The 14,104-nt window shown below is 47.5% G+C and carries 11 protein-coding genes and 1 pseudogene; 9 read left to right on the top strand and 3 right to left on the bottom strand.

The window, feature by feature from the left end; genetic code table 11:
• The coding region (locus ABGY95_RS05860; protein WP_347440762.1) for a bifunctional aconitate hydratase 2/2-methylisocitrate dehydratase at positions 1-2,566 on the top strand (2,566 nt) is incomplete at its 5' end.
• A gap of 464 nt (positions 2,567-3,030) precedes the next feature.
• Here the strand turns inward: ABGY95_RS05860 and selD are convergent.
• A pseudogene (gene selD / locus ABGY95_RS05865) lies at positions 3,031-4,014 on the bottom strand (selenide, water dikinase SelD); the annotation flags it as partial.
• Positions 4,015-4,193: 179 nt separating this feature from the next.
• On the opposite strand from selD, the gene ABGY95_RS05870 reads away from it, so the two are divergent.
• From ABGY95_RS05870 to ABGY95_RS05890, 5 genes are all read left to right on the top strand, one after another.
• Positions 4,194-5,051, top strand: a complete 858-nt coding sequence (locus ABGY95_RS05870) for a hypothetical protein (protein WP_347440763.1) — start codon at positions 4,194-4,196, stop codon at positions 5,049-5,051.
• Between the two features lie 76 nt (positions 5,052-5,127).
• Positions 5,128-5,364: an acyl carrier protein gene (gene acpP / locus ABGY95_RS05875; protein WP_347440764.1), complete on the top strand. Its 237-nt coding sequence runs from the start codon at positions 5,128-5,130 to the stop codon at positions 5,362-5,364.
• A 137-nt stretch (positions 5,365-5,501) separates the two neighbouring features.
• The gene (locus tag ABGY95_RS05880; RefSeq protein ID WP_347440765.1) at positions 5,502-6,029 is read left to right on the top strand and encodes a hypothetical protein; all 528 of its coding nucleotides are present in this window, start codon (positions 5,502-5,504) and stop codon (positions 6,027-6,029) included.
• Positions 6,030-6,051: 22 nt separating this feature from the next.
• Positions 6,052-6,951, top strand: a complete 900-nt coding sequence (locus tag ABGY95_RS05885) for a LysM domain-containing protein (protein WP_347440766.1) — start codon at positions 6,052-6,054, stop codon at positions 6,949-6,951.
• 42 nt (positions 6,952-6,993) lie between these two features.
• Positions 6,994-7,953 (top strand): acetyl-CoA carboxylase carboxyltransferase subunit alpha, encoded by a 960-nt coding sequence (locus ABGY95_RS05890; RefSeq protein ID WP_347440767.1) that lies wholly within the window; start codon positions 6,994-6,996, stop codon positions 7,951-7,953.
• A 269-nt stretch (positions 7,954-8,222) separates the two neighbouring features.
• On the opposite strand, the gene rplQ is transcribed toward ABGY95_RS05890, so the two are convergent.
• A complete protein-coding gene (gene rplQ, locus ABGY95_RS05895; RefSeq protein WP_347440768.1) occupies positions 8,223-8,624 on the bottom strand; it encodes a 50S ribosomal protein L17 in 402 nt (133 codons plus the stop codon).
• Between the two features lie 5 nt (positions 8,625-8,629).
• Entirely contained in the window at positions 8,630-9,760 is a 1,131-nt protein-coding gene (locus ABGY95_RS05900) for a DNA-directed RNA polymerase subunit alpha (RefSeq protein WP_347440769.1), read from the bottom strand.
• A 555-nt stretch (positions 9,761-10,315) separates the two neighbouring features.
• On the opposite strand from ABGY95_RS05900, the gene ABGY95_RS05905 reads away from it, so the two are divergent.
• From ABGY95_RS05905 to ABGY95_RS05915, 3 genes are all read left to right on the top strand, one after another.
• The gene (locus ABGY95_RS05905; RefSeq protein ID WP_347440770.1) at positions 10,316-11,998 is read left to right on the top strand and encodes an HDIG domain-containing metalloprotein; all 1,683 of its coding nucleotides are present in this window, start codon (positions 10,316-10,318) and stop codon (positions 11,996-11,998) included.
• Between the two features lie 2 nt (positions 11,999-12,000).
• Positions 12,001-12,432: an rRNA maturation RNase YbeY gene (ybeY, locus tag ABGY95_RS05910; protein WP_347440771.1), complete on the top strand. Its 432-nt coding sequence runs from the start codon at positions 12,001-12,003 to the stop codon at positions 12,430-12,432.
• An 83-nt stretch (positions 12,433-12,515) separates the two neighbouring features.
• Positions 12,516-14,102, top strand: a complete 1,587-nt coding sequence (locus ABGY95_RS05915) for an FAD-dependent protein (RefSeq protein ID WP_347440772.1) — start codon at positions 12,516-12,518, stop codon at positions 14,100-14,102.
• Positions 14,103-14,104 lie beyond the last annotated feature (2 nt).

The raw sequence follows: 14,104 nt of genomic DNA on the forward strand, positions 1-14,104 counted from the left end.
GAAGGAAATAATCCTAGGCTCGTCCATTGTCGAGGAGATCACTCCAGAGTTCGCATTCGGGCTTCTTTCACACATGAAGGGTGGCCCATCTATCGAGGTTCTTCTCGGACTCGCACTCGGTGACGATGCATCCATAGCTCAACAGGCAGCGGACATTCTAAAGACACAGGTTTTCCTCTACGACGCGGACACAGCGCAACTCGAAGCAGCTTACAAGGATGGTAACAAGATTGCTAAAGAGATCCTCGAAAGCTACGCTAAGGCTGAGTTCTTCACAAAGCTTCCAGAGGTGCAGGAAGAGATCAAAGTCATCACCTACATTGCAGGTGAAGGTGATATCTCCACTGACTTGCTTTCCCCAGGTGGCGAGGCGCACTCACGCTCCGACCGCGAACTTCACGGTAAGTGCTTCATCTCTGACGAAGCGCAGAAGGAAATCGCAGCACTCCAGGCAGCGAACACAGACAAGCGCGTGATGATCATCGCTGAAAAGGGGACAATGGGCGTGGGCTCATCCCGTATGTCAGGCATCAACAACGTGGCGCTCTGGGCAGGCCACCAGGCTAGCCCGTACGTGCCTTTCGTAAACATTGCACCAGTGGTTGCTGGTACCAATGGCATTTCTCCGATTTTCCTCACTACTGTTGGTGTGACTGGCGGTATCGGACTCGACCTTAAGAACTGGGTGAAGAAGACTGACGCTGATGGTAACACCGTGGTCGGCGAGAATGGCGATGCCGTTCTCGAGCAGGCCTACTCAGTGGACACAGGCACAGTACTCACAGTGAACACTAAGACAAAGAAACTTTACAATGGTGACCAAGAGTTGGTCGACATTTCTTCTGCGTTCACACCACAGAAGGTGGAGTTCATGAAGGCTGGTGGTTCCTACGCGATCGTCTTTGGTAAGAAGCTACAGACATTCGCAGCTAAGACTCTCGGTGTGGAAGCTCCAGTTGTGTTCGCGGCTTCCAAGGAGATTTCCCATGCAGGTCAAGGCCTCACAGCAGTTGAAAAGATTTTCAACAAGAATGCTGTTGGTGTGTCTAGCCAAGATGCTCTTCACGCAGGTTCTGACGTGCGCGTAGAGGTAAACATCGTAGGATCTCAGGACACTACAGGTCTAATGACTTCTCAGGAACTTGAGTCGATGGCTGCTACAGTGATTTCTCCAATCGTTGATGGTGCTTACCAATCTGGTTGTCACACTGCTTCTGTGTGGGATAAAAAAGCGCAGGCTAACATCCCGAGATTGATGAAGTTCATGAACGACTTCGGCCTGATCACTGCGCGCGACCCAGAAGGTGAGTACCATGCGATGACTGACGTTATTCACAAGGTGCTTAACGACCTCACAGTTTCTGATTGGGATATCATCATCGGTGGTGACTCCCACACACGTATGTCTAAGGGCGTAGCATTTGGTGCTGACTCCGGCACAGTAGCTCTAGCGCTTGCAACTGGTGAGGCTAGCATGCCGATCCCTGAGTCTGTGAAGGTGACCTTCAAGGGTGAGATGAAAGGCCATATGGATTTCCGTGATGTGGTTCACGCAACCCAGCTTCAGATGCTCGAGCAATTCTCTGGCGACAACGTCTTCCAGGGCCGCATCATTGAGGTGCACATCGGTACGCTACTCGCTGACCAAGCATTCACATTCACTGACTGGACTGCTGAGATGAAGGCGAAGGCTTCCATCTGTATTTCAGAGGACGCAACACTGATTCAGTCACTCGAGATTGCTAAGAGTCGTATTCAGATCATGATCAATAAGGGCATGGACAACAAAGGTCAGGTGCTTCAGGGCCTCATCGACAAGGCTGACAAGCGTATTGCTGAGATTCAGTCCGGTGAGAATCCACCACTTACACCAGACTCTAATGCTAAGTACTTTGCTGAGCTCGTTGTCGATCTCGATGCGATCAATCAGCCAATGATTGCTGATCCAGATGTCAACAACGACGACGTTTCAAAGCGTTACACGCACGACACTATCCGTGATCTTGATTTTTACGGTGGTGAGAAGCTTGTCGATCTTGGTTTCGTGGGTTCTTGCATGGTGCACAAAGGCGATATGCAGATTGTGGCTCAAATGCTGAGAAATCTTGAAAACCAACAAGGTGATGTGAAGTTTAATGCACCTCTTGTGGTAGCAGCTCCTACTTACAACATCGTTGATGAGCTGAAGGCAGAAGGCGACTGGGACATTCTCCAGAAGTATTCAGGTTACGAGTTCAATGATGACGCACCAAAGAACACTGCACGCACAGAGTACGAGAACATGATGTACCTCGAGCGTCCGGGTTGTAACCTTTGTATGGGTAACCAAGAGAAGGCTGAGAAGGGTGACACTGTGATGGCAACATCCACACGTCTCTTCCAAGGTCGCGTGGTAGCTGACTCAGATCGTAAGAAGGGTGAGTCACTTCTCGGATCTACTCCACTAGTTGTACTTTCTGCAATCCTTGGCCGTATTCCAACTATCGAGGAGTATAAGGCGGCTGTTGAGGGAATTAATCTAACAACATTCGCGCCACCTCTTTCTGAGTTGAGCACGAATGCGTAGGTTTTCTTTAGCTAATAAAGTCTCTAACGAATTTGGTTAGGGGTTAAAATTTCAGGAGTGCGGTTCGTAGTGAACCGCACTTTTTTGTTTAGGGTGAGGGGGATTCTAACCGCGAAAGATGCCGAAATGACTAAAGCGTTGTGGTGGCTCGGATGATGAAACGGTTTTTACCGCTAATGAGACTAATTTCACGAATGAGGGGCAGAGTAGCCTCACCGAGGCTAGTGAATGGCGACGTTCAGGAGAGTATTGGTCTGGTGCTCTCCGATGCGACTTGGTGACACCTCATGCTAATATGTATGGGGGAGTGTTTAGGAGGCCAATGGAGGAGATTCGTGTGACTCACTGTCATGGCAATTTCAGCAATTTGCGTGTTGCTGCGTAATTGTCCTATCCTATTGCCACGTGGGATGGTGGATCAACCTAGCTGGGTACCTCGGAGATTTGCCCCTGCCGGATGGGGTTTACTGGCAGGTGATGCTGGAGTCTTGGCGTGCTACGATGGTGCCAATTTCTGCTACACAGAGGCTGTTGTGTGCTTCTAGTATTTTTATCACAGCTGGGACATTGGATGGGGATACTGAAAGCAGTAGGCCGCCTGAGGTTTGGGCATCTGCCATCAGTAGTCTTGAAGCCATGCTAACTGAATTAGAGAATTTGACGTAGGGAGCCACGTTCTCTAGGTTCTTTTTGCTGCCGCCTGGTACAAATCCAGCTTCGATGAGGTCGTAGACCGAGTCGGCAATAGCAGGGATATTTTTGGTTTCCACCACGGCTGTTAGTTCGGAGCTGTCAGCAATTTCTTTGAGGTGACCAAGCAGGCCAAAGCCGGTGACATCTGTGCATGCGTTTACGATGTCTTTTTCCCCTAGCTCAGCACCAGCGGTGTTAAGGGTGATCATGGCTGTGACTGAGGCGTCATTTAGCGAGTCTGAGCAGGCGCCTTTTTTAAGGGCTGTAGAGATTATTCCTGTGCCGAGGGGTTTTGTTAGGATTAGGATGTCGCCTTCTTTTGCATGTGCATTGGCCAAGAATTTATCTGGGTGCACGATGCCTGTGACTGAGAGGCCATAGATCGGTTCGGGGTTCTTGATGGTGTGCCCACCTACTAGTGAGCAATTGGCGAGTTTAACCATGTCGGCGCCACCACGGAATATTTCGGCGATTTCCTCATTACTAAGAAGTTCGGTGGGCATGCCGGCTATTGCCATTGCCGTGATAGGTCGCCCCCCCATGGCGTAGACATCTGAGAGGGAGTTGGCGGCTGCTATTTGGCCAAATAAATAGGGTTCATCAGTGATCGGGGTGAAGAAGTCCAGCGTCTGAACGAGGGCACGCTGGGAGTCAATTTTGTACACGCCAGCATCGTCAGCGGTCGCGGAGCCAACGAGAAGGTTTGGATCGAGGTTTTGCGGCAAACCACTCAAGACCTGAGTGAGTGACGCTGGGTCAAGTTTGGATGCTCATCCTCCGCATGCGGCCATGGTGGTGAGTCGTGTGACGTGTGCTTTGCTCATATGCTCTATTCTTAATGTTGAAATCGTGCGAGCGCCAGCGCTATTGGTTGATTTTTTTTTGATCAGGCTGCTTGTCTAGATCCCCTAGATGAAGTAGTACTTTCCCTTACATGTCAGAAACCTCAATAATCGTTTGCAAGGCGACGCAGTGGATCAAAGTGCGCGCCGTCCTAATCATTGCCATGTTTGTTGTGTTTGCTTATTTGTTTTACAAAGATGGTCACATTGGTTACCGCGAGAAAAATGAACAATATCTGTACTACCATTTGTTCAATGAAATCGCAGCCCAGAAGGCAAATGAAATAGGGAGTGAAGCCGAGTGGAATGAGTTTGTCTCAACTAAAAAGATCGACTTGCCTAGCGCGGAGAGCTGTCCGTTGCCTGAGGGGTTTGACCGAGATCAGCTTTGGCCGGCAATTCTAGCGGATAACTACGTAACGATCAGAGATTCTAACCAGAAGTACAATCAAGCTTGGGAGGAGTACTCGGGTGAGCGAGGATGGGGAGTAGAGGTGGCAGATCATCCAGAGGATCAAGGATCGCTCAATACTCAGTTTTATATGGCTACGGGAAGTGCAACTCTTGTACTGGTGGTGGTGTTCTTATTTCTCCGTACTCTCACGAGGACGATGGAAGTGACTGAGACAACCTATATAGCGCCTGGAAAAAAGGTGGTTCCTTTCGCTGCTATGCGCCGAATAGATACGAGAAAGTGGGATACTAAAGGCATAGCAACTATTGAGTATGAAGTCGATGGCCTCACCAAAAAGGTAAAGGTAGATGGTATGATCTACGGCCAATTTAAGAAAGAAGATGGTGAGCCGGCTGAAAAGCTTTACGCATTCATAATGGAGCGATTCAAGGGGGAAGTCATTGAGTTTGAATCAGACGACGAAGAGGATGATCTAGGAGAATCTGATTCTGAAGCCTCTGAGGCTGAAAATTCTGAGCTTGCGCAAAATTCGTGATTGCCAAGCACCAAGCTGCTAGCTATTCAAAGGAATCAGTTAATCATTATTAACTAACCCAAAATAACCATTTACCATGTCTGATTCAATCGAACAAAAAGTTAAAGATATCGTCGTTGAGCAACTCAACGTTACTCCTGACCAGGTTTCAGCTGAGTCCAAGTTCATCGATGACCTTGGTGCTGACTCACTCGACACAGTTGAGCTCGTTATGGCATTCGAAGAAGAATTCGGCATTGAGGTGCCTGACGAAGAAGCGGAGAAGCTCACTGCTGTTAGCGACGTTATCGCATACATCGAGAAAGTTTCCTAATTTATGGCCGCTTAGGCCGCTACAAATAAATGATTGAAGGGCGACTCATGCGTAATGAGATCGCCCTTTTTGTTGCAATGTCACGAGTGTGAATTAGTTTGGAGCATCGCCATTACAGTGGCACTGATTTAGAGAATATGAATAAAGATATCGATACTATCCAGTATGCCATGGAGAATACCATGGTGCTGCGTGAGCCAGATCGCAGGATTGACACTTTTAGTGCCACGAGATTTAAGTTTATAATCGTGAGTGAGTTGATGGATAGTGTGGGGAAGGTGCGTGTGCGCCGAGGTGAGGTCCATGCGCAAAAGCCGCAGATCATCAAGCCAGCAGCCTATAATAGTGTGGAGCTTGAGGGGTTTGATGAAAAAGGGAAAGAGTTGCTGGAGTGGATGAAGCAAAAGGGGGTGGAGCCGGTCTTTTTTCAATATGGATTCCATTTTCGCCGTACTGCAGTGCAGGAGCAAATCATTAGCGAGAGTATTGAGCTGGTGAAGGAGCGTCTTTTAGACGAGGCCTCACGTGAGGATGACCCCATGTTGGCATTGGTTGAAGGGGTTGATGATGCTTGGGAGATAGGCCTCTTAAAATTTACCATCGATATGATTGAGAAGTCACAATCGATCAATCAATTTGATTTTAAGCGACGCGGTCTGCTCTAGAGCTGAGTAGGTAAAGAACGCCATGCGATTTTCTACACTTATCCGTTTTTTTGCTGCGATTACAGTGCTCTCGGCTCTAGCGATCACTTTGGTGATAGCTAAACGCTCCTTGCTTAAGAGTGAGGAAAAAAAGCAGCCGGCAAATAGGTTAGAGGCTCTGATTCCGGCGAATGAAGCCAGTGCTGAGGCAGTTTCAGCCTTGGTTGCAAAACTGGAGGTGGAGAACTTGCCTGATGTGACCCCGGGCGAGCGAGCGTTTGAGAGTGCGCGCGAGTTGTTAGTTAAGCGAGATTACATCGCTGCTGAGGAAAAGTTAAAATATGTGAATACCTATTATCCGACAGCGATGTCAGCACCAGAGGCTAGGCGGATTTTGGGTGAAATGAATATGGATCGGCTATTTTCTGGGAGAGGATTTGCTGAGTTAAAGCAATACAAAGTAAAGCGTGGTGATTCATTTTTTAAGATCATTAGAGACAATCAGACGAATTTGGATTTGTTGATGTATCTGAATAATCTCAAGCGAATTGACCGATTGCATCCTGGGGATGTATTGACGGTGATGCCTCTTAATTTTCGACTAGTTATCGATATTCCGCGTAAGGTGTTGGGTATATGGGATGGGATTCACTACATTAAGGGGTACGAAATTAAGTATTCAAGTTTAGCTAAGGGAGCTGAGGTGAAGGAGACTCAGCTTATGGCGGTCGAGGCTCAGTCAGAAGACGGTCGGGTGACGTTGCCTAGTAGTAAGTATCGTTCTGCTGAAAAGGTGCTTGTTTTGAAGAGTCCGCAGGCTGAAATTCGCCCTTATGTCGGGAAGCCGGATGAGGGTATAGTGGGTCTTTATCTCGACGCTGTGGATCTAGAGGAATTGGCTTTGTTGTTGCGTTCTGGTAATTCTGTAGAAATCCGATATTAGACTTTTACTAAAGCCTATATTCATTCAAGCTAACAAAAATTTATGAGCATCATGCCGCTAGAATTTGAAAAACCGATCGCTGAACTCGAGTCTGAGATTCAGAAACTTAAAGTGAAATCGTCTTCTCAGAAGATTGATATGAGTGAGCAAATTGCGTCTATGGAGGCGACTTTGCAGGAGACTAGAAATGATATTTACAACAATCTAACTCCGTGGCAACGTGTACAAATCGCTAGACATACAAATCGTCCTTTCATGTTAGATTACGTGTTCCATGCCTTTTCTGATTTCTGTGAGCTTCATGGTGATCGCCATATAGGTGATGACCACTCTATGCCCGGAGGATTTGCTCGTATTGGAGATCAGCGTGTGGTGGTGATTGGTCACCAAAAGGGGCGCGATACGAAAGAGAATTTGAAACGCAACTTTGGTAGCGCGCATCCAGAGGGCTACCGTAAGGCTCTTCGTTTGATGAAGATGGCCGAACGGTTTGGTCTGCCGGTAATCTGCATGATTGATACTCCAGGAGCATTTCCTGGTATTGGAGCAGAAGAACGTAATATTGCTGAGGCGATAGCATTCAATCTCCGTGAAATGACTTTGTTAAAAGTGCCTATACTGGCATGTGTCCTTGGTGAAGGTGGATCTGGTGGTGCGCTCGGTATTGGTGTCGCTGACCGTGTGTTGATGATGGAGAATGCATATTATTCTGTGATTAGCCCAGAAGGCTGTGCTGCTATTCTCTGGAAGCACCGCAAGCATGCTCCAGAGGCTGCCGAGGCGATGAAGATTACCGCTCCTGATCTAGGGAAGCTGGATCTTATTGATGAAGTGATTATTGAGCCTAAGGGTGGGGCACATGTGGATCATGCAGCAGCAGCTGAGAGTTTCAAAGCTGTTATTTTAAAGCAGCTTGCTGAAGTACAGGCACTTTCTACTGAAGAGATGCTTGATGCTCGTTATGACAAGTACCGTCAATATGGTGAGTGGTGCGGTGAGTAAGCTTCTTTAGGATTTCTTACACATTCCCAGCGAGCGTTCTGTTCGCTGGGTATTTTTTTGCCTATCTATTTACCTTGGGGTGAAACGGGATTTGGAGGCTGTCGGCCAGTAAGGTATTCTAGTGTTTTTTATTTGTGATCCAGGGAGCTATTCTCTCGTATAGCTTTTACAGTGTAAAGAGAACGGTGTTTTCAGAATATACAAAAAGCGCATCTGAGTCATCAGATGCGCTTTGAAACTTCGAGTCAGCTCATTTAGCTGATATTCTTTTATGCCTCTGTTGCCTCTGTTGCCTCTGTTGCCTCTGCTGCAACTGGAGCGTCAACCCACTCGATGAGAGCCATTGGCGCGGAATCGCTTTGGCGTGCACCGAGTTTGATGATGCGGCAGTAACCGCCTTGGCGGTCACCTGTAGCTGGTGCGATCTCTTCGAAAAGAGCTTTCACAACATCCTTCTGGCGAAGGAATGCTACTGCCTGGCGGCGTGCGTGAAGATCGCCACGCTTGCCGAGAGTTACCATTTTCTCTGCAACTGGGCGGAGAGCTTTGGCTTTGGCGAGTGTTGTGCGGATCCTACCGTGCTCGATAAGGCTGCATGTAAGGTTTGCGAGGAGTGAGCGGCGGTGTGCTGCGTCACGCTGGAGTTTGACTGTCTTGCGTCTTTTTCTCATCTTGGTTATTCGTCGTTAAGGTTCTGTGCGATGAGGTCAGCGAGACCCACCGGTGCTTCTTCTTCTACTCCGAGACGTGGTGCCGAGACGGATGGCATTGGGCCTGTGAGGAGTGAAGGATCAAAGGACATACCAAGCCCGAGACCGAGCTCGACAAGTTTGTCCTTAATTTCGTTAAGAGATTTCTTACCGAAGTTACGGTATTTGAGCATTTCTGCTTCAGTCTTCATGGCAAGCTGGCCAACGGAGGTGATGTTCGCGTTGTTGAGGCAGTTTGCTGCACGAACGGAGAGTTCAATCTCGTTCACGCTCATGTTGAGAAGCTTCTTAAGAGCTGCGTTTTCTTCGCTTTGTTCTGGCTGAGCAGACTCGAACTCAACTGCATCGTCGTCATAGTTAACGAATGCGTCGAGGTGGTGGCGAAGGATCGCTGAGGCTTGCAGGATTGCGTCAGGTGGTGAGATGCGACCGTCAGTCCAAACATCGATGAGAAGTTTGTCGTAGTCAGTCATTTGACCAACACGAGTCTGGCCAACTGAGTATTTCACGCGAGTAACTGGCGAGAAGATGGAGTCGATAGCGATGATGCCGATTGGCATGTCAGGGCGCTTGTTTTCGTCACCAGTGTTGAAACCACGTCCAACCTTGATTTCGAATTCACAATCGAACTTAGTCTTGCGGTCAAGAGTACAGATGATCTGGTCCTTGTTGACAACTTCGTAGATGTTGTCGCCTTGGATGTCGCCAGCTGTAACGATGCCTTCTTTTTCAACCTGTAGTTTAAGAACGCGTGGCTCTTTGTCGTGGTGCTTGAATTTGATCTTCTTGAGGTTGAGGATGATGTCTGTGACATCTTCAACAACACCAGCAAGTGATGAGAATTCGTGTTGCACACCAGCAATACGTACAGATGTGATAGCAGCACCTTCAAGTGATGAAAGGAGTACGCGGCGGAGTGAGTTGCCGATAGTGTGGCCAAATCCACGCTCGAATGGCTCGGCGGTGAATTGTGCGTATGTATCAGTCTCAGTGTCCTCGTCTTTGATGACGCGGCTTGGTAATTCGAAGCGATCAAGAAGGATAGCCTTCTTCTCTTCTAGTGTTTGTTCTTCAGTATTTGTCGTTTCTTCTGACATATTGTCTAGTAAGTGAGCTGGGTTACCCTCTAGCGAGTGATAGTTTCATCTGAAAGATAAAGCCATAGAGGACCTACAACTAATTTGGACGGACTCGCGGAGCGCGGAATTAATGTGATTTAGGCCTAGATTGCAATAGTTATTTTGCGCTCAGGAGAATTAATGTGAATAACTGACTCGAGATGTCGACTGATTGTTACCCGAATGCTTTGCCTGGTATCTGATTGAGTTTTTTTCAGTGCGCTTATTTCAGTGAGATTTGTGGTTATTACCTAGGAATATCACAAATTCCGGCTATTGTAGTGTGTGAGCTTACTCGAGTTTGGGTGGTGGTATTTAGTTTGATCAATGAGTGGAGTGATTGTCTTTTAGCAGAAGATAGGGGCTTTCACCGTAAGGTTTTGTGTATAGTTGTGCTTAGCTTGTAAATTATAGTGCTACAACAGGTCTCTATCTGTGTGAAATTTGTGTGTTGCCATATCGGGTACTAGTGCTAAATGTGGACTTCAGAGAGGGTTTTATAAGCTCTCTGTATTCAAAGGAATTACTAAATTTGTGGGAGTATTTGATATATTAAAGAGGAGGCAGTTGGCTCAGAAGGGTATGTCTTCCGGTAAGAAGCGACGCACACAGGGTGAGCGCGCAGTGGTTGGGTCGATTGATCGCAGCATCTTTTTCCGCGTTTTGCTGTATCTTTTGTTCATCATAGTGAGTAGTGTTCTTGTCTTCACCTCTGTAAATGGGGATGAGCGCTTAATGTCACCAATTAGCGCTGTGTTAATCAATGTGTTGATGGCGTCTGGCTTGATTGCACTGTTTGATATTCAGCACTTACATCGCGTGCGCAATGGGCGCGTGAGCCTAGTATTTGGTAGTATACTGCTCCACTTGGCTGTTATATATTTCGTTTCCATCTTTGCTCAAGGCATTGAATCAGTAATGAGCTATGCCTTGCTATTACTGCCATTCGCTTTTGCGCCCTTGGTGAATTCCGTTTTGCTCGGGCGCCTAAGTGGCATGTTTACCACTTATGTGGTGACAATGCTTGGAAGTATGCTCGCCCCATCGGGTTATGCTATGCAGTACATGGTGCTAAGCCTAATAACCGGTGTAGCTGTGGTTATTTTGACTAAGCGTGTGCGTCGCCGCAGCTCTCTATTGCGCGCGGGGCTTTATGCTGGCGTGGTGGTGTTGGTATTGGGAGTCATTTTTGAGTTGATTCAAATTCCGGTTGATTCGATGGCATTTCAGGAGCTGATAAAGCAGTCATTAGGAGCTTTAGGCGTGAGCCTTTTGATAGCAATGATTGTTAGTGGAATTCTGCCAGCTTTGGAGTCGGTTTTTGGCATAACTACTGATATCAGTTGGCTGGAGATGAGTGATCTTAATCATAGGTTGCTGCGGAGGATGCAGTTAGAGGCACCAGGGACTTTTCACCACAGTTTAATCGTGGCATCGCTGGCGGAGGCAGCAGCGGAAGAAGTCGGAGCTAACGCTACGATGTGTCGAGTCTGTGCCTATTTTCATGATATAGGAAAGCTAAAGAAACCAACGTATTTCATTGAGAATCAGGGGGAAGAAAACCCGCACGATAGTCTGACGCCCAGTATGTCGGCCTTAATTATTATTGCGCACGCCAAAGATGGGGTGGATCTAGCGATCAAGAATAAGCTCAATCCTGTGATTATTGATGTAATTCGCGAGCATCATGGTGACTCGCTAGTGTATTATTTTTACCATAAGGCTCGCGAGTCTCGTAGGGATGCTGAAATGAAAGCGGGTAAAGGCTTAGAGAATGTTGAAGACCTTCCGGATGTGGATGAGAAAAATTTTCGCTACGCAGGCCCACGTCCACGCACACCAGAGAGTGGGATCATTAGTCTGGCTGACTGCGTAGAAAGTGCTTCACGTTCATTGACTAAACCTACTCCGGCCAAAATTAGTGCTCTAGTTGACGATATAGTGAATAAGCGAATAGCAGAAGGACAGATGGATGACTGTGGTTTGACGTTGAAGGATCTTAAGAGGGTGCGAGAGAGTTTCTCAAAAACTTTGCGAAGTATGCTGCACAGTCGTATTGATTACCCTAAAGAGGAAGATCGTAAGAATGATGCTGAATTGCGTATGGCTGGCCGCCCTTCGTCGCTTCAGCGCAAGATTGAAGACCCTCTGGAAAAGAGGAAGCCAGGTAAGCATACCGTGAAGCAGACAGTTAAAGTTGCTAAGTCGGTCAAGTAGGAATGGTTGAGGTTTATAATAACCAAGAGGCTGTCAATTTGAGTGACGCGCTATTGGAGGAGCTAGAAAGGGCCGCCAACTTAGCATTGCCGCTTGCATTGGCGCATCCATCTCATTGTGGAGGGGTTTTGGCTGCTCTGGATATTGTGGAGGTTAGTATTGTGGATGATGCGACGATTGATCAAGTTCATCGTGATTTTATGGATATTTCGGGTGCTACTGATGTGATAACTTTTGCTCACGGTGAGATAGTGCTTAGTGTGGAAACTGCGGAGGCCTACGCTAGGGAGTATGGTAATAGATTTGAGCGAGAGTTGATGCTCTATATTGTTCACGGGTTATTGCATCTTTCAGGTCATGAGGATGCAGAGGTGTCCGAGCGTGAAGTAATGGAAAAGGTCCAGTTTGATATTTTAGAGCGTGTGTGGGGGTAATATCTGTGTGGTTTTTCTGAATTCTGCATCAGAGTCGGACGACTCGTCTTGACTATCTGTAGGGGCTCACGCATGAGTGGGTCATGGCTGATGCACGGTACGAGCTCGTAGATATAATATTGTCGCTGGAAACCTCAGAAAATGAGGATTCTCGCAAGAAGGCGATTTGCAGGAAATTGCGAATGAAGCCAGATCGTGTCTATGATTTTCGTTTATTGAAGCATTCGATCGATGCTCGCAAGAAGCAGATCAAGGTGCAAATGCGGATGGAGGTCGGCATAGATGGACCGTTGCCTGAGAAAGCAGAGCTGACTAAGGAGTATCCGTCATTGAGTGGTGGGGAGAAGCGTGTTGTTATTGTGGGTTGTGGACCAGCAGGGATTTTTGCGGCATTGCGTTGTATCGAGCTTGGGATGAAACCTATCATCGTGGAGCGAGGTAAGGATGCTTCAGCTAGAAGGTTTGATCTCGGTCCGATCATGAAGGAGGGGCGGGTGATTGAAGACTCTAATTATTGTTTTGGTGAAGGAGGCGCTGGAACGTATTCTGACGGTAAACTTTACACGCGTGCGACCAAGCGTGGTCCTGTGCGTGATGTTTATGAGACTTTGGTGGCCCACGGGGCGCCGGAGAGAATTTTAACTGACGCGCATCCACATGTGGGGTCGAACTTGCTGCCAAATGTGGTAAAATCATTGCGCCAAAGCATATTGGATGCAGGTGGTGAAGTTCATTTTGAAGCTAAGGTCGTCGATTTCATGATGCGTGATGAAGGCACGAAGATGGCTGGTGTGCTGTTAGCTGATGGTCGTGAAATTACAGGGGAATCTGTTATTTTGGCGACTGGCCACAGTGCGCGCGATATTTACCAACTTCTGGCGGATAAGGAGATTTTGATGGAGCAGAAGCCTTTTGCTGTGGGAATGCGTATTGAGCACCCGCAGCCATTGATTGATAGTATTCAGTATTCCTGTGATAGAGGTACTGAACGTCCGAGAATTTTGCCTGCGGCTCGGTATAGTCTAGCGACTAAAATTGATAACCGTGGGGTGCATTCATTTTGTATGTGCCCCGGTGGGTTCATTGTCCCTGCTGCAACGATGAATGATGAGGTGGTGGTCAATGGGATGAGTTTGGCTCGTCGCGATTCACCTTTCGCCAATAGCGGCATGGTGGTAACAGTGGAGCCAGAGGACACTACACAGTTCAAAAAGGAGTTCGGCATTTTAGCGGGGATTGCATACCAGAAAGATCTTGAGCTGAAGGCTTCTAAGGCTGGTGGAGGGAAACAGAAGGCCCCTGGTCAGAAAGTGAGCGATTTCATCGCTGGTAAGCTTTCTGTTGAGTTGCCAAAGACAAGTTACTTTCCGGGCTTAACTTCCTGCCGACTCGATGAGATTCTTCCGCATGATGTATCTTACCGCATGAAGTTGGGGCTTAAAAAGTTTGGGAATCAAATGAAGGGATATCTTGGAGAAGAGGCTAATTTATTAGGTTTCGAGACACGTACCAGTAGTCCCTTGAGGATTCCTAGAGATGAAAAGAGCTTGACTCACCCAGAGATTTTAAATCTCATCCCTTGTGGTGAAGGAGCTGGCTTTGCTGGTGGAATTGTATCCGCTGCAATTGATGGTTTGAAGTGCGCGGAGGCTGCTATATCTATCAAATAATT

Origin of the sequence: Rubritalea sp. (genome assembly GCF_039830215.1) — a bacterium.
GTDB lineage: Bacteria > Verrucomicrobiota > Verrucomicrobiia > Verrucomicrobiales > Akkermansiaceae > Rubritalea.